The organism is Chitinophaga sp. 22620 (assembly GCF_052044405.1).
Lineage (GTDB): Bacteria > Bacteroidota > Bacteroidia > Chitinophagales > Chitinophagaceae > Chitinophaga.
This window is the reverse complement of record NZ_JBQEMV010000002.1, coordinates 375,724-399,030: the sequence shown is the minus strand read 5'-3', so window position 1 is coordinate 399,030 and position 23,307 is coordinate 375,724. Positions and strand designations below refer to the sequence as shown.

General features: G+C 51.7%; 18 protein-coding genes. 10 read left to right on the top strand and 8 right to left on the bottom strand.

The window, feature by feature from the left end; all coding sequences use genetic code 11:
* Positions 1-35 precede the first annotated feature (35 nt).
* Together ACTJIK_RS11295 and pafA are read right to left on the bottom strand one after the other, a co-directional pair.
* Positions 36-809 carry an enoyl-CoA hydratase/isomerase family protein gene (locus ACTJIK_RS11295; RefSeq protein WP_440646466.1) on the bottom strand — a complete coding sequence of 258 codons (774 nt, stop codon included), beginning with the start codon at positions 807-809 and terminating at the stop codon, positions 36-38.
* Between the two features lie 133 nt (positions 810-942).
* A complete protein-coding gene (gene pafA / locus ACTJIK_RS11290; RefSeq protein WP_440646465.1) occupies positions 943-2,619 on the bottom strand; it encodes an alkaline phosphatase PafA in 1,677 nt (558 codons plus the stop codon).
* Positions 2,620-2,755: 136 nt separating this feature from the next.
* Between pafA and ACTJIK_RS11285 the strand changes: the two genes are divergently transcribed.
* The 3 genes from ACTJIK_RS11285 to ACTJIK_RS11275 all read left to right on the top strand — a co-directional run bounded on the left by ACTJIK_RS11285 (position 2,756) and on the right by ACTJIK_RS11275 (position 8,025).
* Positions 2,756-3,997, top strand: a complete 1,242-nt coding sequence (locus tag ACTJIK_RS11285) for an aminotransferase class I/II-fold pyridoxal phosphate-dependent enzyme (RefSeq protein WP_440646464.1) — start codon at positions 2,756-2,758, stop codon at positions 3,995-3,997.
* 618 nt (positions 3,998-4,615) lie between these two features.
* Complete coding sequence (locus tag ACTJIK_RS11280; protein WP_440646463.1) at positions 4,616-6,967, top strand: TonB-dependent receptor; 2,352 nt, start codon at positions 4,616-4,618, stop codon at positions 6,965-6,967.
* Positions 6,968-6,969: 2 nt separating this feature from the next.
* The gene (locus tag ACTJIK_RS11275) at positions 6,970-8,025 is read left to right on the top strand and encodes a PepSY-associated TM helix domain-containing protein (protein WP_440646462.1); all 1,056 of its coding nucleotides are present in this window, start codon (positions 6,970-6,972) and stop codon (positions 8,023-8,025) included.
* Positions 8,026-8,173: 148 nt separating this feature from the next.
* Here the strand turns inward: ACTJIK_RS11275 and purL are convergent, their stop codons facing one another.
* A complete protein-coding gene (purL, locus tag ACTJIK_RS11270; protein ID WP_440646461.1) occupies positions 8,174-10,393 on the bottom strand; it encodes a phosphoribosylformylglycinamidine synthase subunit PurL in 2,220 nt (739 codons plus the stop codon).
* 259 nt (positions 10,394-10,652) lie between these two features.
* Here purL and ACTJIK_RS11265 point away from each other — a divergent pair, with 259 nt between their 5' ends.
* The 3 genes from ACTJIK_RS11265 (at position 10,653) to ACTJIK_RS11255 (ending at position 15,326) form a co-directional block, all read left to right on the top strand.
* Positions 10,653-12,848 carry a glutamine synthetase III family protein gene (locus ACTJIK_RS11265; protein WP_440646460.1) on the top strand — a complete coding sequence of 732 codons (2,196 nt, stop codon included), beginning with the start codon at positions 10,653-10,655 and terminating at the stop codon, positions 12,846-12,848.
* 139 nt (positions 12,849-12,987) lie between these two features.
* A complete protein-coding gene (locus ACTJIK_RS11260; RefSeq protein ID WP_440646459.1) occupies positions 12,988-14,499 on the top strand; it encodes a TlpA family protein disulfide reductase in 1,512 nt (503 codons plus the stop codon).
* 176 nt (positions 14,500-14,675) lie between these two features.
* Complete coding sequence (locus ACTJIK_RS11255) at positions 14,676-15,326, top strand: hypothetical protein (RefSeq protein ID WP_440646458.1); 651 nt, start codon at positions 14,676-14,678, stop codon at positions 15,324-15,326.
* A gap of 281 nt (positions 15,327-15,607) precedes the next feature.
* On the opposite strand, the gene accC is transcribed toward ACTJIK_RS11255, so the two are convergent.
* The 3 genes from accC to efp form a co-directional block, all read right to left on the bottom strand.
* Entirely contained in the window at positions 15,608-16,945 is a 1,338-nt protein-coding gene (accC, locus tag ACTJIK_RS11250; RefSeq protein ID WP_440646457.1) for an acetyl-CoA carboxylase biotin carboxylase subunit, read from the bottom strand.
* 76 nt (positions 16,946-17,021) lie between these two features.
* Positions 17,022-17,507: an acetyl-CoA carboxylase biotin carboxyl carrier protein gene (gene accB / locus ACTJIK_RS11245; protein ID WP_440646456.1), complete on the bottom strand. Its 486-nt coding sequence runs from the start codon at positions 17,505-17,507 to the stop codon at positions 17,022-17,024.
* A 60-nt stretch (positions 17,508-17,567) separates the two neighbouring features.
* Entirely contained in the window at positions 17,568-18,134 is a 567-nt protein-coding gene (gene efp, locus ACTJIK_RS11240) for an elongation factor P (protein WP_440646455.1), read from the bottom strand.
* A gap of 162 nt (positions 18,135-18,296) precedes the next feature.
* Between efp and ACTJIK_RS11235 the strand changes: the two genes are divergently transcribed.
* The 4 genes from ACTJIK_RS11235 (at position 18,297) to ACTJIK_RS11220 (ending at position 21,168) form a co-directional block, all read left to right on the top strand.
* Positions 18,297-18,794, top strand: coding sequence for a peroxiredoxin family protein (locus ACTJIK_RS11235; protein WP_440646454.1), 498 nt, complete (start codon positions 18,297-18,299; stop codon positions 18,792-18,794).
* Positions 18,795-18,913: 119 nt separating this feature from the next.
* Positions 18,914-19,852 (top strand): malate dehydrogenase, encoded by a 939-nt coding sequence (gene mdh / locus ACTJIK_RS11230; RefSeq protein WP_440646453.1) that lies wholly within the window; start codon positions 18,914-18,916, stop codon positions 19,850-19,852.
* 190 nt (positions 19,853-20,042) lie between these two features.
* The gene (locus tag ACTJIK_RS11225; RefSeq protein WP_440646452.1) at positions 20,043-20,624 is read left to right on the top strand and encodes a YceI family protein; all 582 of its coding nucleotides are present in this window, start codon (positions 20,043-20,045) and stop codon (positions 20,622-20,624) included.
* A gap of 79 nt (positions 20,625-20,703) precedes the next feature.
* Positions 20,704-21,168: a MarR family winged helix-turn-helix transcriptional regulator gene (locus tag ACTJIK_RS11220; RefSeq protein WP_440646451.1), complete on the top strand. Its 465-nt coding sequence runs from the start codon at positions 20,704-20,706 to the stop codon at positions 21,166-21,168.
* A 2-nt stretch (positions 21,169-21,170) separates the two neighbouring features.
* Here the strand turns inward: ACTJIK_RS11220 and ACTJIK_RS11215 are convergent, their stop codons facing one another.
* Positions 21,171-22,421 (bottom strand): MFS transporter, encoded by a 1,251-nt coding sequence (locus tag ACTJIK_RS11215; protein ID WP_440646450.1) that lies wholly within the window; start codon positions 22,419-22,421, stop codon positions 21,171-21,173.
* Positions 22,422-22,524: 103 nt separating this feature from the next.
* A complete protein-coding gene (locus ACTJIK_RS11210) occupies positions 22,525-23,226 on the bottom strand; it encodes a DedA family protein (RefSeq protein ID WP_440646449.1) in 702 nt (233 codons plus the stop codon).
* Positions 23,227-23,307: the final 81 nt, after the last annotated feature.

The following is a 23,307-nucleotide window of genomic DNA, read 5'->3' as shown; positions in this document are numbered from 1 at the left end:
GTAAGTGAAAAATCTGTGCCAAAGGTTAAAACCCTTTACCAGTCTGGCTTTAGCTTATCCAAAAATGCCCCGATGCCCTTCCGGCAGTCGGGATGCTGCCTTGTTTCCGCGTTAATGCGGGCGGCTGATTCCAACGCTTGTGTAAGCGGGTTTTCCAGCGCGGCGCTTATCAGTTTTTTAGTTTGATCCAATGAATTGGCGGATGCGTCGCTGCACAGGCTGAGCGCCACCTGCTGTACATAATCCCCGATCTTGTCCGCAGGCACTACCTCGTTGATCAGGCCAAAGACCGCCGCTTTTTCAGCGGTTACCAGCCTGCCGGTCAGCAACAGGTCGCGGGCGCGGCCCTCTCCTATTTTCCTTACGAGGAATACGCTCACGAGCGCAGGCACAAACCCGATCCTTACTTCGCTGTATCCGAAACGCGCTTCAGGAACAGCATAGCTCAGATCCGCGATGGTAGCCAGGCCGCAGCCGCCTGCAATCGCGTCTCCCTCTATCCGGGCGATCACTACTTTTTCCATGCTGTATATCTCCTGCATCAGCAGCATCAGCTCCCGGCTGTCTGCCAGGTTGGCTTCGAAATTGTTGGCCTGCAATTGCCGGAGATAATCAAGATCCGCCCCGGCGCAAAAGGCTTTTCCATTTCCTGCAAGCACCACCACTTTCACATCCGCGTCCGCCGCAGCGGCGGCAAACGCTTCGCGCAGCTCCCTTACCACTTCTCCGTTCAATGCGTTCCTTTTCTCCGGGCGGTTAAGGGTAATGGTGGCAATCCTGTCTGCAATATGATACGTGATACCAGGCATGATCCAAATGTAAGCGAATTATTTTTAACGAATATAACACATGTATAACATACTGAAAACAAAAAGCCTCTGTCGTAACAGAGGCTTTTCTGAATCAATTATTTAGCTGAAAGACCGGGCTGCGGTGCAATGTTTATTTTGTTACTTCTTCGATCACGCTGCCCACATTGCCGCTGGACATCTGGATGCGCAGCATAGCCGCAACGGTAGGCGCAATGTCCGTCATATGCGTGGTGCGGTTGGTTTTGCCGGGTTTTACGCCCCAGCCCATCCACACCAGCGGGATGTGCGCATCGTAAGGATTCCATAACCCGTGGGTGGTGCCGGTTTTGCCGCCATCCAGCCATCCGGGCTGCAGTATCACCATGATGTCGCCGCTGCGCTGTGCGTTGTAGCCGTTGGTCATCATAAATTTCTGCGGCTCGGGCAAGGTTGCGGAACCAAGCTGGTGAAGGTCTACCACGTTAGCGATGCCGGGCGTTTTCAGGGATTCTTTCAGGATCAGCTTTTTCACAGCATCAAGCTTACCTGCTTTTTCGAGCCCTTCTATATCGAGGGTGAACTGGTAGTTGTATGAGGATACGATCGCTTTTTTGAAGCCGAATTCTTTTTCAACTGCGGCATTGAGTGATTTCATCATCGCCGCGTCGTCCCAAAGGCCGTTGGGCAGCCTGTTCTCTTCGAGGAAGCCCGGTACATGCGCCACGCCATGGTCTGCCGTGATGAAAAACAGCCAGTTGCCTTTGCCTATTTTTTTGTCCAGGTACTTGAAGAACTCACCCAGGTCCTTGTCGAGCCGGAGGTAGGTATCTTCTATCTCTATGGAATTGGGGCCATGCTGGTGGCCTACGTAGTCGGGAGAGGAAAGGCTCACGGCCAGGAAGTCCGTAACGGGGCCTTTGCCCAGCTCATGGCCTTCCAGCGCCTGTTTGGCGAATTCCAGGGTGAAGGTGTTGCCGAAGGGGGTGGAAGAAAGCAGGCCGAAGCTGTTGCCCATAGTGCCGGCCAGCTCATGCGGGAAAGCAGAGTTCTGCTGCCCCCTGAAGCGGCCTTCGTACGGCTTGTCGTCTGCAGTGCTTTGTTTGTATGTATCAATGGGATAGAGCGTATTCCAGGGCTGGCTCAGGTATTTTGCCGGCAGGCCCAGCCTGTTGAAGGCCTGCGCCCACGCGGGCAGGCTGGTCATGTAATAATTGCTGGTCATAAAATTGCCCGTGGTACCGTCGAACCAATAAGCGGCGTTGGCGCTGTGGCCTGCGGGCAGGATGGCGCCGCGGTCTTTGATGGCCACGCCCACCACTTTGCTGCGGAAATTGGTGGCAAGGCGCAATTCGTCCGTAATGGTGGTGGTAAGCATGTTGCGGGGGCTCATGCGGCCTGCGGCCTCGCTGCCGCCAACGGCCACGGCCAGGGTATCTTCGGTGCAATATACGCTGCGGTTCAGCACGCGGCTATACCAGTTGTTGCCGATAATACCGTGAATGGCGGGCACTGAGCCGGTATAGGCGCAGGTATGGCCGCATGCGGTTATGGTCGGCGTATAAGGGATCATGGTGTTTTCGCAGGAAAAGCCTTCGTTCACAAGGCGTTTGAAGCCATCGTTGGTGTAACGGTCGTAATAACGGTAGAGGAAATCCCATCTCATCTGGTCTACCACCATCCCCACCACAAGCTTCGGGCGGGGCACTTCTTTTTGCGCTTTCTTTCCATAGTTGGGCGGAAAACCGGTCGTAGGCGAAGTGGCCTTCTGGCCAAATGCCGCCGGCGCCGTCATCATCAGTACGACGGCCAGAATTTTAATTCGGCTCATATTGCTCTTTAATTTGTTCCTTTATATAGCTCCGTTCTGAACGTGGAAAAAAATGTCCGTAAAAGTAGCCTAAGTTTACAAAAAATAATATTTTAATACCTTTGTGGACGAATTTTAATTTCATTTTAATAATCATATGGATATATTCGAGAAACTGCTGAAGCACAGGGGCCCTATCGGGGAGCATTCAGACAGAGCCCACGGTTACTTTGCTTTCCCTAAGCTGGAAGGCGAAATTGGTCCCAGGATGAAGTTCCGGGGTAAAGAAAAGATCGTATGGAGCCTTAACAACTACCTGGGCCTGGCCAATCACCCCGAGGTGAGGGCTACAGATGCCAGGGCGGCTGCCGAACACGGTCTTGCCGCACCCATGGGCGCGCGCATGATGAGCGGGAACACTAATTTCCACGAGCAGCTGGAAAAAGAGCTCAGCGACTACATGGGCAAGGAAGACACGACCCTCCTGAACTATGGTTACCAAGGCATTATGAGCGCCATCGACGCTATCTGCAACCGCCGCGACGTGATCGTGTACGATGCGGAATGCCATGCTTCCATCGTGGACGGCCTGCGCCTGCACCAGGGGCACCGGTATGTATTCAAGCACAACGACATCGAAGACTGCGAAAAGCAGCTGAAGCGTGCGGTTGAATATACCAAAACCAGCGGCGGCGGCATTCTCGTGATCACCGAAGGCGTATTCGGCATGGCCGGCGACCAGGGTAAGCTGAGAGAGATCGCAGCGCTGAAAGAGCAGTACGAGTTCCGCCTGATGGTAGACGATGCGCACGGCTTCGGCACCATGGGCAAAACCGGCGCAGGCACCGGCGAAGAGCAGGGCGTGCAGGACGAGATCGACCTGCTGTTCAACACCTTCGCTAAATCCGGCGCTTCCATCGGCGCATTCATGAGCGGCGACAAGGCGATCATCAATTACCTGCGCTACAACATGCGTTCGCAGATATTCGCGAAATCCATTCCTTTACCGCTCGTGATCGGCCACCTGAAACGCGTACAGCTGATGCGCCAGCAGCCTCAGCTGAAAGAAAAACTCTGGAGCAATGTGAACAAACTCCAGCAGGGCCTGCGCGACAGAGGGTTCAACATCGGGCGTACCAACTCCCCTGTTACCCCCATCTACCTGCAGGGCGACATTCCCGAAGCCACCGCCATGTGCCTTGACCTCCGCGAGAATTACAATATCTTCTGCTCCATCGTGGTATACCCTGTGATCCCGAAAGGGCAGATCATTTACCGCCTGATACCCACGGCGGCCCACTCCGACGAGGATATCGAGCTGACGCTCAATGCGTTCACCGAAACCAAGCAGAAGCTGGACCAGAAAACGTATGCGGTAGCGGAGATCCCGATGGTATAAACACAGCAAGTAAGTACAGTAGAATAATAGAAGGAGCGCCTTTACCGGCGCTCTTTTTTATTGCCGGAAGAAGATAAAAAGCTGAAGTGTGCGACGCAACGGCGGCTAAATGGAAGAGGAAAAGCCGGTAAACCATCCTTCACCTGCGGGCAAAAAAGGGGGCTGATGGTTAGTCAGCCCCGGCAAACAAATCGTTCTTTCACTAGGTGTAATACATGATCTTAAGAATCGATCGTTCAGTAGGACATGGTAATTAAAAAGTTTGGGCCATCATAGAAATATGGATATACACATATATGTTACCCATTGAATTATTTATGATCAGTCAGTTTGTATCTATAAGTTAATGGAAATCCTGAGTATTGAAGTAGCTCCCTTCCGCTTCCCGAACTTGAAATTGTGCTTTAAGTGTTATTCAAAAATAACGTAGTTCTACGGCAATACCGTCACACTAACGTGGTATTTTGTTAACACGCTGTTAAAGTAATTGCAGGTTGTAACATCCACGGCCCCGCCGCCATGGCGACTCTTCCCGATCCGATCATTCATTTTCCGCTTTGCGTAAATGTACGTAATCACACACAGGGTACCTTTGCGCCGGATTTCTTAACAATTTCAATGAGAGTAATATTAACAATCGCCATACTGGCAGCGGGTTTCCTTCATTCTTTCGCACAACAGGCGCCCCATGGCGTTGTTAAAGGAACAGTGCGCAACGAACAGGGCCAGGCCGTTCCATTTGCCAATATCAGCATTCCCGGCATCAAAAAAGGTACAGTGGCAGGCGCCAACGGCGCCTATGTACTGGCCGCTCCCGCCGGTTCCCATACCCTGCGTTTTTCAGGCGTAGGCTTCACCACTACTGAGCAGGCTGTTACCCTTTCGGGGGATACCACCGTACAGGATGTGACCATGAAATCTTCCGCAGACCTGCAGGAAGTGATCGTATCGGCCAGCCGTAAAAAAGAAACCCTGGACGAAGTGCCTTCTTCCGTGACCATCGTAGGGCCCCGTGAAGTGGAAGCACAGAAAGGCATTAATAATAATATTACCGCCATCCTGGCCAACACGGTGCCTGGCCTGGCCATTAACGACAACACCACCGGCAACACGGGGCAGACCCTGCGCGGGCGCAACGTGCTGGTGATGGTAGACGGCATCCCGCAATCCACCCCGCTGCGCAACGGCGGCAGAGACATGCGCACCATCGACCCTTCCGCCATCGAGCGCATTGAAGTGATCAAAGGCGCCACCGCTATTTATGGCAACGGGGCAGACGGCGGCCTGATCAACTACATCACCAAAAAAGGCGATAAAAATAAAACCGGCATCCACGGCGAAACCACTATCGGCGCCAACACCCAGCTGGTGGAAGCCCAGCATACCGGCGGCTTTTCCGCGGGCCAGCTGCTTTCAGGAGCTTATAAGAAATGGGACTTCGTGGTATCCGGTCATTATGAACAGACCGGCGTATATAAGGACGCCAACGGTGTGGTGAACTCCCCCGAGTACAGCCTCGGCGAATCGCAGATCTGGAACGGGTTTGCAAAGATCGGGTACGACATCGACCGGCGCAACCGCCTGGAACTGATGTACAACTTCTTCGGCAGCCAGCAGCGCAGCGATTATATCCTGAAACCCGGCAAATACCTGGATTCTGCCGCCACCGGCGTCATCGGCAAACGCCCCGGCGACCCCGAAGGCACACCCTACAACCACAACGCCAGCCTGCACTGGAGCAGCGAAGGCATCATCGGCGGTACGGACCTGGATGTGAACGTTTACATGCAGCGTTTCAAAACCGTGTACAGCTGGGGGCCGACCTTCGAATTCGGCGGCCAGTCGCAGATCACTTCCCGGAAACAGGGCGTACGCGTGAACTTCAGCAGCCCGGTGCACATTTCGGCTAATTATGACCTCTCCCTCGTTTACGGGCTGGACTATATGAACGATGTAACCGCACAAAGCCTGGTAGACGGCCGCACCTGGGTGCCCGAGATGGACATGAAGAACTACGCGCCCTACGCGCAGGTGAAGCTCAGCTTCTTAAAAGACTTCGTGTTCAAGGCAGGCGCGCGTTTCGAGAATATCAACATCGGCATTCCCGATTACACCACCGTTAAGCAGCTGAACCGCGTAACCGGGGAATTTACCGAAGGCGGCGTAAGCGTAACCGGCGGCGACCTCAGCTACAACGCGCTCGTATACAACGCGGGCCTCCGTTACAATAAATTCAGGTTCTTCAAACCCTTCATCAGCTATTCCCAGAGCTTTTCCATTATGGAGCTGGGCCGCATCCTGCGCGCAGCAAGGGAAAACACCGTTTCGCTGCTGAAAACCGAAGCCGTGATCGCCAACAACTACGAAGCAGGTTTCAACAGCACCCTCGGCCCCATCCAGCTGGAAGGCAGCTATTACATCAGCACTTCCAAGCTCGGCTCTTCCTTCCTCGAAAAGAACGGCAAGTTCGAGATACAGCGCGCACCTGAAAAAGTGTACGGCTTCGAGATCGCGGCAGACGCTACAATATTGCGCAACCTGGGCGCAGGCGCTTCCTACTCTTATGTGGAAGGCAAACAGGATATTGACGACAATGGCAAGTTCGGCGACGCGAACGATAAATACCTCGGCAGCGACCGCATCGCTCCTCCCAAAGTGACCGCCTACCTCCGTTATGCGCCCATCGAAAGGCTGAACCTCCGCCTGCAGATGCTGCATTCCGGCAAACGCGAACGCTTTGAAAGGGTTAATGGCCTGTACTCCTACGGTACCGGTCCTGTGGAAGGCTTCACCACCTTCAGTTTCCTGGGCAGCATGCGGCTGGACCAGCACAGCAGCCTGGGCCTTGGTGTGGAAAACCTTTTCAACGCTGATTACTATACCGTAACTTCGCAGTGGAACGCGCGCAACGAGAACTATGTAAAAGGCACCGGCGCCCGCATCAACCTGAATTACAGTTATAAATTCTGATAGTGCTCACCAAACAAATATTCCGGATTCACCGAATCACGGGCTTGATAGCAGGGGTTTTTCTCCTGCTTTTGAGTTTTACGGGCAGCATACTGGTGTTCAGCGACGAAATTGACCATGCGCTCAATAAAAAAGCTTACCAGGTGCAGCCCGGCGGTACGCCCCTGCCCCTGAACACACTGTACGAAAAAGGATTGGCCGCCAATCCCGGCAGGCCCTACCTCACCTTTATCCGCCTGCCCCAGGCTCCGGACGAAAGCCTGATCATGCGGGCGGAATATTCAGCTGAAGATAAAGTGTATGTTTACCTGGACCCTTATACCGGCAAAGTACTGCACAGGAGGGGCAACAAAGGCTACTTCACCGGTTTCCTGCTCTACCTCCACTTCACCCTGCTAAGCGGCCGCAATGGGTCTGTAATCATCCTTTGCGTGTCTTTTATCATGCTCGTGTCCCTGGCAACCGGGCTGTATGTTTACCGCAAACACCTCGGCAAGGTGCTTTCCTTCCGCGATAAGATAGAATGGAAACACCGCCGCAGGCGCTGGCGCAACCTTCACCGGGTGGTCGGGGTATGGGCATTGGTGTTCAACCTGCTGATGGTCATCACCGGCATCCTGATACAATGGAAGGTAGTAGGCGCGCGGGTGGGCAAAAAAGCACCTTCCGTGGCCGTGCAGCAGCCTATCGATTACGACCGCCTGCTCACCGCCGCCCGCGCCGAAATACCGGGCATTACGATCATGGGCATCCGTCCGCCGCGGGCGGAAGGCGCCCCGGTGCTGTTCCTGGGCAACGCCGGCGAAGCGCCTCTTTTCGGCGAATACGCCAGCACGGTCACCCTTCAGCCGGAAGACGGTTCGATGGTGAAAAAACTGGATTTTAAGTCGTCAAATATTTCACAGAAGCTGAATGCCAGCGTATTACAGCTCCATTTCGGGAACTTTGGCGGCATCCCGCTGAAGATCCTGTGGACCCTGCTGGGCCTGGCGCCGGGGTTGCTCGCCCTGTCAGGCATACTGATCTGGTGGCGGAGGAAGTTCCTGGCGAGAAGGTAATGTTATTTTACCGGCGCTGTCCTTTAAGCTCTCCTATACCTCTCCTTCACCTATCCTATACGCATCTCTTATCTACGGCATTGCTAAAATAGTATCAATAAAAAAGACCGCCTTACGGGCGGTCTTTTTCTATGCGTTGTGCTGAAGATCAAAGATGATTTTCCAGCGCAGTGTCGTATTTGTTTTTCCACTCGCTTACCGCGCCCCAGTTTTCGCCATCCACTACCAGGTTCTCGCCTTTCACGGTACCGATCAGCTCGTAACGAACGGAATGGTCGGAAGCATCCACCAGGCCGTGCAGCAGGGCTTCGAACTTCTCTTTGTCTGCCGGGCTCACGCTCACCACTACACGGCTCTGCGATTCGCCGAACAGGTATGCGTCTTTACGGAAGTGTTTATTGGTATGCACATCGAAGCCAAACCCGCGTACCTGGGCGCTTTCGAGCAGGGTGGTAAAGAGGCCGCCTTCGCTGACGTCGTGCGCGGACTGGATAAGCCCTGCGCCGATCAGTTTTGTAATGGCATGCTGCAGTTGCAGTTCTTCTTCCATGTTAAAATGAGGGGCGGGGCTGAATTCCACGCCGATCAGCTTATGGAGGTATTCTGAGCTGCTGATATCGTTGTAGCTGCGGCCCACCAGGTAGATGAGGTCGCCGGCCTGTTTGAAATCGAGGGTCATGCGCTGGTCCATGCTGTCCAGCACGCCGAGCATACCGATGGTGGGGGTAGGATATACCGGGCCGTCGGGGCTCTGGTTGTAGAAGCTTACGTTACCCCCGGTCACCGGGGTGTTGAACTTGCGGCAGGCTTCGCCCATGCCCTGAACGGCGTGAACGAACTGGTAATATACTTCCGGATCGTAAGGATTGCCGAAGTTGAGGCAGTTGGTGATAGCCACCGGTTCGCCGCCGCTGCACACGATGTTGCGCGCTGCTTCTGCCACCGCGATCTGCCCGCCGGTATGCGGATCAGCGTGTACGTAGCGGCTGTTGCAGTCCGTGGTAACGGCCAGCGCCTTGCGGGTGCCTTTCACGACCACGATAGACGCGTCGCTGGGGGCGTTGGTGCTGGCGTTGGCGGTGCCTACCATGCTGTCGTACTGCGTGTATACCCAGCGTTTGGAAGCAATGTTCGGCAGCTGTGCGATCTTTTCCGCTACAGACCTGGCATTGGTAATGTCAGGGATGTTCTGGATATCGTAAGCCTTGATCTTTTCAAAATACTTAGGTTCCACGTAAGCGCGGTGGTACTGGGGAGCGCCGCCGCCCAGCACGAGGCTTTCCGCGGGCACTTCCGCTTCCAGCGCGCCGTTCATATAAAAGCGGAGGATGGGTTCTTTGGTCACTTCGCCGATCTGCACGCAATGCAGGTCCCATTTATCGAAAATGTCCAGCACTTCTTTCTCGCGGCCTTTGTGGATTACGATGAGCATGCGTTCCTGGCTTTCGGAAAGCAGCATTTCCCAACCTTTCATGTTCTGCTGGCGGGTAGGCACTTTATCCAGGTGGATGTTCATACCGTGCTCGCCTTTGGCGCTCATTTCGGCGGTGGAGCAGGTGATACCGGCAGCGCCCATATCCTGCATACCTACGAGGGCGCCGGTTTTCACGACTTCCAGGCAGGCTTCGAGGAGCTTTTTCTCCTGGAAGGGGTCGCCCACCTGTACGGCGGGGAGGTCTTTGGCGCTTTCCTCGGTAATGTCCGCCGAAGCGAATGAGGCGCCGCCGATACCGTCTTTCCCGGTAGCGGAGCCTACAATAAATACGGGGTTGCCGGGACCGTAGGAGGTAGCGGAAACCATGGTGCCTACTTTCAGCACGCCCACGCTCATAGCGTTTACGAGGGGGTTGGTGCCGTAGCAGTCTTCAAAATATACTTCACCGCCCACGGTGGGTACGCCAAAGCAGTTGCCGTAGTGGCCGATGCCGTCTACCACGCCTTTGAGGAGGTGCTGGTTCTTTTTATCATTAACATTACCGAAACGCAGAGAGTTGAGTGCTGCGATGGGGCGTGCGCCCATGGTAAAGATGTCGCGGTGGATGCCGCCTACCCCGGTGGCTGCGCCCTGGAAGGGTTCCAGTGCGGAGGGGTGGTTATGGGATTCGATCTTGAAAACACAGGCCCATCCGTCACCAATATCCACGAGGCCGGCGTTTTCCTCACCGGCTTTTACCAGCAGCCTGCCGCCTTCCCGGGGGAGGCTCTTCAGCCATACGATGGAATTCTTGTAGCTGCAGTGCTCGCTCCACATCACGGAGTACATGCTCAGTTCGGTGAAGTTCGGGGTGCGGCCCAGGATGGATTTTATGCGTTCAAATTCGTCTGCTGTAAGTCCTAACTGTTCGGCGGTTTCTACTGTGGTTTGCATGAATTGATGAAGGTTTAAAAAGAAGATGCAAAACTACATAGATTTCCTGCAATTGACAACAAAGAGAAGTTTAATGCCCTTATACGTATAATGTTATTTTTAATATATCAGTTTTGGAGGATCAGGATGCCGAATATTTGGCCAAAAATTAAAAATATAGGGTTTTTAGACGAGAAATGCAATTTTTTGGTTAAAAAAGATGAAACAACTTGCATTTTAACCCAAAGAGGCGTTCTTTTGTACTAAAATTTTTCACATCATGCAATCGTTACGCTTTCAAGCGCTGGAGAATCTGACCGGCGTGGACTTCAAAGTAAAGCCCGAACTGAATGGTAAGATCACAGACGTGTTCGGCAGCAATGTTTTTACCGGCAAAGCAATGCGGGAAAACCTGAGTGATGAGGCTTACAAGAGCCTGATGAACTCTATTAAAGGTGGTAATAAGATCGAGCGCAAGATGGCCGATCAGATCGCTTCCGGTTTGAAATCATGGGCTATGAAGAAAGGTGTAACCCACTATACACACTGGTTCCAGCCCCTTACCGGTACTACCGCTGAAAAACATGACTCCTTCTTCACCATCAAAGGTGATGGTTCCAGCATCGAAACCTTTGACGGTGACGCGCTGGTTCAGCAGGAGCCCGATGCTTCCTCTTTCCCTAACGGCGGTATCCGCGCTACTTTTGAAGCCCGCGGCTACACTGCATGGGATCCCTCCTCCCCTGCGTTCATCATCGAACAGGGTACAGGCAGAACACTTTGCATCCCCACCATCTTCGTGGCTTACACCGGCGAATCGCTGGACTATAAGGCTCCGCTGCTGAAAGCACTGTCTGCGCTGGACAAAGCTGCGGTAGACGTATGCAACTATTTCGACAAGAACGTAACCAAAGTAACTGCTACCCTTGGTTGGGAACAGGAGTACTTTATGATAGACGAAGGTCTGGCTAACGCCCGTCCTGACCTGGTTCTCGCAGGCCGTACCGTGGTTGGCCACGCTCCTGCAAAAGGCCAGCAGCTGGAAGACCACTACTTCGGCGCCATTCCTGAGCGTGTATACGCTTTCATGCGCGACTTCGAAGAAGAATCCTACAAGCTGGGTATTCCTTTAAGGACCCGTCACAACGAGGTGGCTCCCGCTCAGTTCGAGTGCGCTCCCATCTTCGAAGAAGTGAACATCGCGGTGGACCACAACTCCCTGCTGATGGACGTGATGAGCAAAGTTGCCAAACGCCACAAGCTGAAAGTACTGCTCCACGAAAAACCTTTCGCAGGCATCAACGGTTCAGGTAAACACAACAACTGGTCTCTCGCTACAGACACCGGCGTGAACCTGCTGGCTCCCGGCAAAACGCCGAAGACCAACCTGATGTTCCTCACCTTCTTCGTGAACACCATCAAAGCCGTTCACGATTACGCTGACCTGCTGCGCGCAGCTATCGCTTCCCCTAGCAACGACTTCCGCCTGGGTGCAAACGAAGCTCCTCCCGCAATCATCTCCGTATTCACCGGTAAATACCTTTCTGAAGTACTCCAGGAAGTGAAGAGCCGTGTAAATAACAAATTCGACGAACAGGACGAAGCCATCCTGAAACTGGACCTGCACCGCCACATTCCGGAGCTGCTGCTGGACAATACCGACCGTAACCGTACTTCTCCCTTCGCCTTCACCGGCAACAAGTTCGAGTTCCGCGCCGTAGGTTCTTCCGCAAACTGCGCTTCCGCTATGACCGTGCTGAACACCATCATGGCTAAAACCCTGGCTGGCTTCAAAGTTGAAGTGGACGGCCTGATCGAAAAAGGCGAGAAAAAAGAGATCGCCATCATGCAAACCCTCCGCAAGTACATTGTTGATTCCGAGAAGATCCTCTTCGAAGGCGACGGTTACAGCGAAGAATGGGAAAAAGAAGCCGAAAAACGCGGCCTGCCCAACGTAAAGACCACCCCTACGGCCCTGGACGCAATGGTTACTAAAAAATCAACCGACCTGTACGTAAGCACCGGTGTGTACAACGAAAAAGAACTGCACGCACGTCATGAGATCCTGCTGGAAGACTACGTGAAAAAAGTGCAGATCGAAGCACGCGTGATCGGCGACCTGGCTACCAACCACGTATTGCCCGCAGCAATCAAGTATCAGAACGAACTGCTGGTTAATATCAAAGGTCTGAAAGACGCAGGTTTCGGAGAAGGCGCTTACAAAGCCCAACTCCAGATTGCAACGAAAATATCTGAACACATAAATGTCATCAGTGAGAATGTACAGGCGATGATCGAAGCACGTAAAGTGGCTAACAAGCTGGAAGACAGCCGTCAGAAAGCGATCGATTACTGTGAGAAGATCAAACAGCCGTACTTCGACGTGATCCGTTACCACTCCGACAAACTGGAGTTCCTGGTTGATGACAAGATCTGGGGTCTCCCCAAATACAGAGAGCTGCTTTTCTTGCGATAAAAACCGTAAGATTGTTTTGGTGTATGATGGCCCCCGGTATTTACCGGGGGTTCTTTTTTTACCGAAACTACGAATTTTTTCCTATTTACGAATAATTCGTAAAAATATTGCCTATATTGGGGGAACATAAACGCATTCTATGTTAAAATCCCTCAGCACCCTTGCCTTCAGTATCTGTGCCCTGTTATGTTCCGCCCAGCAGAAAAGCTCCGGCCGGATGGAGTTCAGAAAAGATTCCCTTACCATTACCGGCCGGTATGATCATTATAGCCATCTGCCCGGAAACGAATTTACCGTTGCCGTCCCCGACGGGGTCAGTTCGTATCAGAAAAATTACGCCGCCCCCATAAGCGCCAATGGGAAATTCAGCATTACAATACCTTTCCCCGTTGCGGGTGTTCTTTACCTGGATTGGGACCGGATTACCGAAGCCAATGTGGGTGTGCCTGGCGAAACCATCCGGCTTTACGCGGACCTCGATGAATATAAAGGGGAAGACAGTGCCCTCGATACCAATGAAGGCCGCCGGGAATGGTACAGCCGCAAAACAAGCACCCGTTTTGAAGGTGCTAACGCGAACCTGCATACGCAGGTAATGCTGTTTAATCGCGTGCTTCGCGGCCAGGTGGATCAAGGTTACTACGACCTGCGCGAAAAAACCGGCTCCGACCTGGTTTACAGGGACAGCGTTGTGGCAAAAATGAAAAAGGAGTTGCGCCTGCTGAATGATTATTCCCTGAAACATACCCTGGAGCCGCGTACCAGGCAATTCCTGGAGGCCGATTTATATTACGAGGCCGCCGCCGCCCTGTCGCAATATTCCTACAAGCTCCGCGAACTGAAAAAGGATGCTTTCAGCCCAGGGTACCTGGAGACGCTGGATTCCATTCGCACCATCGCTTATCCCAACGCCTACCTCTGCGATGGTTACATGACGATGCTCCGCGATATGAGATCCTATGCCTCCACCCTTGCCTCCAAAGCCAAAACGCGAAACGTGGATTCCGTTTTTGCTCTTTTTACCAAAAACCCGTTGGAAATGGAATTATCCTCCGCATGGGATGCAAACAGGGCACTGGAATCTTTTAATCCGTTGGAAACCGCTGATATCGCCGCATTTGAAAGCAAAGTAAAAAACCCTTACCTGCGTTCGGCCATACTCGAAAAGAACAATGCGCTGATAAAACTCAGCCAGGACGACGCCCTGCTGAAAGATACCCGCCTGATCACCTCCATACCCGAATTTACCACGGCCGAAGAAATGCTTGCCCATATCACTGGCCAGTTCAAAGGCAAAGTGATCTACATGGACATCTGGGGCACTTGGTGCTCCCCGTGCCGTGAACAGTTCAAATATGTGCCAGCCTTCAAACAACGTCTGAAAGGAAAGGATGTGGTATTTGTATACCTTGCCAACCATTCCCAGGAAACGGCTTGGAAAAGCGCCATCAAACAGCATAAACTTATCGGCGATAATGTTGTTCACTACAACCTTCCCCCGGCTCAGCAATCCATTCTTGAGAAAAAATACCTGTACCGTGGCTATCCCACGTATATCATTATCGATAAAGATGGGAAATACGTCACCAACCAGGCGCCACGGCCCAGTGAACCTGATGCTGCGGTGAAAGTCATCAGCGATCTGCTATGAACGGCCGATCACCGGTTATCCCATATGCTTCCTTGCCGGGTGAATGGGCAAAATCCCCATAAATGCTCTGCCATGGCTGATTAAAATCAGGAAACGCCGGGATGCTGTGAACCGCTCATAACTTCGGTTAAACTTTCTGCGATCTAAACAGTCTATAATTGCAAAACAGGATAACCATGAAGAAAATCTTATTGCTGATGATCCTCGCAACAGCCGTTCATACCGGTTACGCGCAGGATTCCGTGAGAACGAAAGGGAAGATCAGGCCGAATGCAGACCTGAAGTTGAATGAAAAACAATCGCAGGCTTTACAGGATATCAATAAATCCTACATGCAGGGCACGCAGGAAGTGCGGAAGAACAGGGACCTGAGCAAAGAACAGCAGAAAGCAAAGCTGGATGCCCTGCAGGCCGAGCGCAGCGGTAAGATCAAAGAAGTGCTGGACGCGGAACAATATGCCAAATGGCAGCAGAACCGCGAACAGGCTACAGTCCGGGCGGACCATTACAAACACCGCGACGGCAAAAAAGGCAAACGTATACACGAAGTGCCCGTGAAGGAACTGGGCCTTACGGACAGCCAGGGCGAAGAACTGAAAGCCATCAACAAGGAATACATGACCAAGGCCATGGCGCTGAAAGGGCTGGATAAGGACGAAAAAAGGTCTAAAATGAAAGCGCTGAAAGACGAAAGACAGCAGAAGATCAAATCCACCCTGGGCGACGACAACTACAGCAAATACGAAGCCTGGGAAAAAGAACGGATGAAAGGCTTCAGGGACGGCATGAAGGAAAGAAAGAAAAAGGCGCCCGCCACTAACCAGTGATGAACTGAACTGGTGCCGCACATGGTTCATGCGGCATACTTTTCATCAGCATACAATACATATCTGACATTTTATTTTGAAAAGGTTTTAAGGTTTAAGAGAGCAGGCTACCTCCGGGTGGCCTGTTTTTTGTATGGGTAATAACGTGTCGGTTACCGGGTATTTTCATCCAATTGCACATACGCTGGAACAAGCGTAAATACAGGCCCGCATGGTAACCAGACAAAAAAGGCTCCTGCAAAACGCAGAAGCCTTTTTTAGTATCGTTCAAACTGCCGTTGTTATTGCAGTTTAAAGGTTTCAGTGAATTTAGTGGTGAAATTCCCTTTCCTGAAATTCTCATCCTGCATCAGCTGCTGGTGGAACGGAATGGTTGTTTTCACACCTTCGATCACGAATTCGCTCAGCGCCCTTTCCATAGTGTTGATGGCTTCTTCGCGGGTTTGCGCCACGGCGATCACTTTGGACACCATGGAATCGTAGTACGGCGGGATCACGTAACCGGCATAGATATGGGAATCCACCCTTACGCCGTGGCCGCCCGGTGTATGCAGCACCGTGATCTTGCCCGGAGACGGGCGGAAATCGTTATACGGATCCTCCGCGTTGATGCGGCACTCGATGGCGTGCATCTGCGGGGTGTAATTTTTCCCGGAAATAGGAATGCCTGCCGCGATCTTGATCTGTTCCTTGATCAGGTCGAAATTGATCACTTCCTCGGTCACACCGTGCTCCACCTGGATACGGGTGTTCATTTCCATGAAGTAAAAATTCCGGTGCTTGTCTACCAGGAACTCGATGGTGCCCACGCTTTCGTAATTGATGGCGCTGGCGGCCTTGATGGCGGCTTCGCCCATCTTTTCACGCAGCTCTGGCGTCATGAAGGGGGAAGGCGATTCTTCCACCAGCTTCTGGTGGCGGCGCTGGATGGAGCAGTCGCGCTCGCTGAGGTGGCATACTTTGCCGTATTGGTCGCCTGCGATCTGTATCTCTATGTGACGGGGCTCTTCCACGAATTTTTCCATGTAGATGCCGTCGTTGCTGAAAGCCGCTTTGGCTTCCGTTTTGGCCATGGTATAGGCGTTCTCGATCTCGCTCTCGTCCCACACCACGCGCATGCCTTTACCGCCGCCGCCGGCAGTAGCTTTCATGATCACAGGCAGGCCCATTTCCCTTGCAAGGGTTTTGGCCTGTTCCACGCTTTCCAGCAGGCCTTCGGAGCCGGGAATAACGGGTACACCCGCTGCGATCATGGTTTCCTTGGCAGTCATCTTATCCCCCATTTTGCGGATCATTTCCGGGGTGGGGCCAATGAACTTGATGCCGTGCTCGCCGCAGATCTCCGCGAAACGGGCGTTTTCGGCCAGGAAGCCGTAACCGGGATGGATAGCGTCCGCATTGGTGATTTCCGCTGCGGCCATGAGATGTGGTATATTCAGGTAAGAATCGCTGCTCTGTGGTTTTCCAATGCACACGGCTTCATCCGCAAACCTGACGTGCAGGCTGTCTTTATCAGCGGTCGAATACACTGCCACTGTTTTGATCCCCATCTCTTTGCAGGTACGGATGATCCTCAGGGCAATCTCGCCTCGGTTGGCGATGAGTATCTTTTTGAACATGTTTTTCTTATAGGTTAAAAATCGAAAAAAAGGAAAAGGTTGCAAGCAACCTTACAACCTTTCACCGCTAAAGAGTTTACGGTTCTACCAGGAACAGGGGCTGGTCGTATTCCACGGGCGACGCATCGTCTACCAGCACTTTCACGATCTTTCCGCCCACCTCGCTCTCGATTTCATTGAACAGTTTCATGGCTTCAATAATGCAAACCACTTTACCGGGAGCCACATCATCGCCCACGCTTACAAATGCCGGCTTATCAGGCCCGGCGCTGCGGTAAAAAGTACCGATCATGGGAGATTTGATGGTGATGAGGTTGGTGGCAGCCGGCGCAGACGCTGCAGCGGCAGGTGCGGCAGCAGCAGGCGCAGGAGCGGCAGCTACAGGCTGGGGAGCCATTTGCACGGGTTGAACCGCCGTTACCGCCGGTACTGTTACGATCTGCTGTACTTCGCTTTCCTTTTGCTTTATTGTAATCTTAAACTTGTCCTGTTCAATGCTCAGTTCGCTGATGTTTGATTTGTTGATCATTTTTATCAGCTCCTGAATCTGTTTAAAGTCCATGTAGACAGTTTTTGGTTTTAGTAATGCTGGTTCGCTAATGAAAGAAATGTAAGTATATGGTTATTCTTTTACTCTCTCGATGTATTCGCCGGTCTTGGTGTTGACGCGGATCAATTCGCCTTCATTCACGAACAGGGGAACCATCACAGTAGCGCCGCCTTCAACAGTTGCAGGTTTGAGGGTACGGGTTGCGGTATCGCCCTTCATGCCGGGCTCGGAATAAGTTACTTTCAGCACAATTTTATCAGGCAGCTCAACGCCCATAGGCAGTTCAGTCTCTGTATTGATGGAAATAGCCACCTCGTCGCCGTCTTTCAGGAATTGCGGCGCATCCACCAGCGATTCTGCCACTACGATCTGCTCAAAGGTTTCTTTATCCATGAAGTTATATCCGCTGTCGTCCTTATAAAGGAACTGGAACGGCTTTTTTTCCACGCGCACCGGGTAAATGGTATCACCGGAGTTCCAGGTATGCTCGATGGAACGGGTATTGTCAACGCCCTTCAATTTTGCCCATACCTTCGCGGCTGCACGGGCGGTTTTGTTCTGACCAAACTCTACAACAGAATACAAGCTGTTATCCAGCTTAATGATTAATCCTGTTCTGATATCTGCGGTGGTAGCCATAAAAGGTCACTGATTTAAAGTTAAAAATTTACATTAGGATTGCAAAAGTAAAAATTTTCGCATATGAACAAACAAAACTTACCGGAATTCCCACAAAAGCGGTATAGTTTTGGCAAAACATATACGGTCAGTATATCACTTTAACAATTAAAAAATATGAATATGAGAAAATGGCTCTGCTTGTTTTTATTGCTTCCTGCATTGCTCAAAGCCCAATCCATTACGAACGATCCGGCAAATATCCCGCCTTTTAAGCAATATTCCATCATTTCACCCCTTCCGATGCAGCTTTACAGCGGCCAATCCTTTACCAAGAACGATCTTCCCAAAAATAAACCCGTCCTCCTCTTTTTGTTCAGCGTGGAATGTGATCATTGCGCCCACATGACGGAAGACATCCTGAAGAACATCGATAAGTTCGGGAAAACCACGCTCCTAATGGTTACGCCATTTAAGCTGGACCGTATGAAGGCCTGGTACGACCAATACAATATCGGGAAATACCCGAATATCATCATGGCGGCCGAGCCCACGCGGCAGATCCTTTATTATTACAACCTGAAAAACTTCCCCGGCTGTTATACCTACGACAAAAAACACCGGTTCCAGGCAGGGTACGAAGGTACCGTTAAACTGGACACATTGTTAAAGCACTTGTAAATTTTCCATAGGCAGGCCGCGGATCGGGAAATTTTAGCACTTTCCGCCGAAATTAACGATCCGATACCCTATTTTTGTTTCCCAAATAATTCTTCACCTTTTTAAAATACTCAGATACGATGAAAGTTACTGTTGTAGGAGCTGGAAATGTGGGCGCAACCTGCGCTAACGTGCTGGCCCACAGAGATTTTCTGCAGGAGGTTGTTTTGCTTGACATCAAGGAAGGCACTGCAGAAGGAAAGGCCCTGGATACCTGGCAGCAAGCCCCCATTGATTACTACAGCACCAAAGTGACCGGTGTAACCAATGACTATACCAAAACGGCCGACAGCGATGTAGTGGTGATCACCTCCGGCCTGCCCCGCAAACCGGGCATGAGCCGCGACGACCTGATTTCTACCAACGCCAACATCGTTAAATCTGTTACAGAGAACGTTACCAAATATTCTCCCAACGCGATCATCATCGTTGTGTCCAACCCGCTGGACGTAATGACCTACTGCGCTTACCTCACTGCCAAAAAAGACAGCAGCAAGGTATTCGGCATGGCCGGCATCCTGGATACCGCGCGCTACCGCGCATTCCTGGCCGATGAGATCGGTTGCTCCCCCAAAGACATCCAGGCCATCCTCATGGGCGGCCACGGCGACACCATGGTACCCCTGCCCCGTTACACCACCGTTTCAGGCATTCCTGTTACTGAGCTGGTGGCGGCAGACAAGCTGGACGCCATCATTCAGCGCACCAAAGTGGGCGGCGGAGAGATCGTGAACCTGCTGGGCACTTCCGCCTGGTATGCTCCCGGCGCAGCTGCAGCCCAGATGGTAGAAGCCATCGTAAAAGATGAAAAACGCATCTTCCCCGTATGCGCATGGCTCACCGGCGAATACGGTCTGAAGGACATCTACCTCGGCGTGCCCGTGGTACTGGGTAAAGGCGGTATCGAAAAGATCATCGAGCTGGACCTGAACAACGAAGAAAAAGCGCTGCTGGAAACTTCCGCCAAACACGTGAAGGAAGTGATGGACGTGCTGGACAATATGAAAACTCCCGCTTAATCCCGGAAGTTTCAAGGTATAAAGCATCCCGCAAAACGGGATGCTTTTTTGTTTTCCGGGTTAACCAGCCATTTGCTGTTATAACAGCCGATATTCCGTAACTTTACTTTAACAGGGGCCTATCAGACTGTGAACCATATTATTAGAGAGGAATTACACTGTCATACGTTTCATCCCAAAAAACCATATCATGAAAAAGCTACTGTTTGCCTTGCTGCTGCACAGCCCGCTTTTTGCCGGCGCACAGGCCGCTATATGGAAGGTTGACCGGGATCACTCCTCAGTGTCTTTCTCCGTTACCCATCTCGTGATCTCCGAAGTGGAAGGCAACTTTAAGAATTTCGAAGGGGAGCTAAAGGCCGCAAAGCCGGATTTTTCCGATGCCGCGGTCACTTTCAGCGTGGACGTATCCAGTATCAGCACGGGCAACGAACCCAGGGACAACCATCTGAAATCCGGCGATTTCCTGCATGCGGAAAAATACCCCAGGATGACCTTTAAAAGCACGGCCTTCAACCGGATCACCGAAGGGAAATACCTGCTGGAGGGCGACCTGACCATACGCGATGTAACCAGGAATGTGAAATTCAACGTCACCCACGGCGGAACCGCAAAAGATGCCGATGGCAAGCTGAGAGCGGGCTTCAAAGCCAATACCTATATCAACCGGTTCGACTATAACCTCAGGTGGGATAAAATGACAGAAGCAGGCGGCATGGTGGTGGACAAGATGGTGAACATTGAACTTAAACTTGAATTCATCAAACAGTAACACATACAGGATGAAAGCGTTAGCGATTACGTTTTATATCCCCTTATCAGTTAATTTTGCGTAATATTTTTTGCCGCATATGTCCAATATTGAAAAATTGATAGCCAATAAAAGTTTTACCAGTGAACACCATAGAAGCCTTGTCAGCCTCATTTTTGTGGGAAACTGGATCATTTCGAAGCATCAACTGTTCTTCAAAAAGTACGATATCACCATGCAGCAGTTCAATATACTGCGCATCCTTCGCGGTCAGCATCCCAAATCAGCCAGCATCAACACTTTAAAGGAAAGGATGCTGGACAAGATGAGCGATGTGAGCCGCCTGGTGGAACGCCTGAGGAAAGCCGAGCTGGTGGAACGGAAAAGCTGCGAGGCAGACCGCCGGGCGGTGGACGTGAAGATATCCCCCAAAGGCCTGCAGCTGCTCAGGGTTATAGACGATGAGATCATCGTGCTGGAAGACATGCTGAAAAACGCCCTGACGGAGAAGGAGGTGGCGCAGCTGAACAAGCTGCTGGACAAGATGCTGAGCACCTACCCCTGACCTTATACTTCCTCCACGTAATCCAGGTCTTTCCCGAACGTTTCCTCCATGGTGAACGCAAATACGAAAGCCAGCAGGATGCAGAGCAGGCCGGTAATGAGGCCGCTTTGCAGGTATGAAAGACCGGCGCTTTGCAGGCCGCCGAAAAGAATCGAAATAACCGGCAGCAGCCCCCTTGCATAGTTGGGAGCCGTAGTGGCGGCCGTGGCCCTGAGGTTGGTGCCGAACTGCTCAGCGGCCACCGTTACGAATATTGCCCAGAAGCCCACGCTGAAGCCCATTACCCCGCAAATAGTATAGAAGCCGGTTACCGTGTAACCGTAAGCGTTAAAATACCATACCACACTCGCCAGCACCAGCGCATAAAAAATATACAGCACTTTTTTCCGGCTCCGCATCAGCTGGCTCAGGTAGCCGCTGGCGAAATCGCCGAAAGTGAGCGCGGCGTAGCAGATCATGATCGCTTTACCCGGGTCGATTGGCCCCTGTACGCCCATCTCTTTTGCAAAAGCATTGGAGAAGGTCATGAGGATGCCCACCACATACCAGGTTGGCAGGCCGATCATAATGCATTTGAGGTAACGGAAAAACCTTTCCTTATTGGTGAAAAAAGATAAATAATTGCCCCTGCTCACGTTGCTGGCGTCCTTGATATTGTTGAACATCCCCGATTCCACCACGCTGATGCGCAGGATCAGCAAGGCCAGGCCCAGCCCGCCACCGATGTAATAACAAACTCTCCAGTTGTCCCCGAAATATTCCGATACGAAATACGCTACCACAGCCCCGGAAATACCTACGCTCGCCACGATCATCGTGCCCAGGCCACGTTTTTCTTTGGGCAGCACTTCAGACACCAGGGTGATACCCGCGCCCAGTTCTCCCGCCAGGCCCAGGCCCGCGAGAAAACGCCAGACCATATACCAGGCGATCGCATGTTCGCCGCCCACCATGCCATTGGCCACATTCGCCACCGAATAAAGCAATATGGAACCAAAAAGTACGGAGAGACGGCCTTTTTTGTCGCCCAGCACACCCCAGATGATGCCGCCGATCAGCATGCCCACCATCTGGATATTGATCAGCCACATGCCCACCCGGTCTATGTCCTCGCCGGACACATTCAGGGATTGCAGGCTTTTAATGCGGATAATGCCGAAAAGAAGGAGATCGTAAATATCTACGAAATAACCCAGGGAAGCTACGATCACAGCGGCATTCAGCAGCCTGACCGGTTTATTGGCGGAATTCATAAACGACGTGAATTTATAAGGTTGATATAAGGAACTTCCCAAAAAGGAAAGAGACGCAAAATAGCTGCGTCTCTTTAAATATCAAAGCAAATATCAAAACAATTTATGATTTTATTTCTTCTTCAACCGGCGGATGCTCAATCGGGTTCCCGAATTCGTCGAAATGCTTGTGGATAGGCGACTTCCCGAAAATGAACTTGATAGCCACCGGCGCGGTCGTGATCACGATGATAATGAGGATGATCCATTCCAGGTGATCCTTCAGCGTGGGGATCGCTTTATTCAGGAAATGCCCCGCCAGCATCATGGAAAACACCCAGGAGATAGAGCCGACTATGTTCCAGAACATGAATTTTTTCCTTTCCATGTTAACGATGCCGGCCACGATTGGCGCAAACGTACGAACAACGGGGAGAAAGCGGGAAACGAAGATGGCGCCGCCGCCATATTTGTCATAAAACTCTTTGGCCTGCCAGAGGTGTTTCTTTTTGAAGAGGAAAGTGTCTTTTCTTTTAAACAAAAGGGGACCGGATTTTCTGCCGAACCAATACCCGACCATATTCCCAATGATACCGGTCAAAGCGATCATTGCTATGATCACTATATAAGGCACGTTAAAAAAGTGCGCGGCCAGTTCTTCCACATAAATGCCCGCTACGAAAAGCAAAGAATCCCCTGGCAGAAAAAATCCAATGAAAAGGCCGGTTTCTGCAAACACGATCCCTAAAATCAGATACAATCCGCCATGCTCAATGATCCACTTCGGGTCAACTAAATGCTTAAAAAATTCAATAATCTGATCCATGCTGATGTTTATATAGTTAGAGCGGCCAAAAATAAGCTTTTTAATGTCAACGGGAAGTTAATATTTTACCTGAAAGGGGCG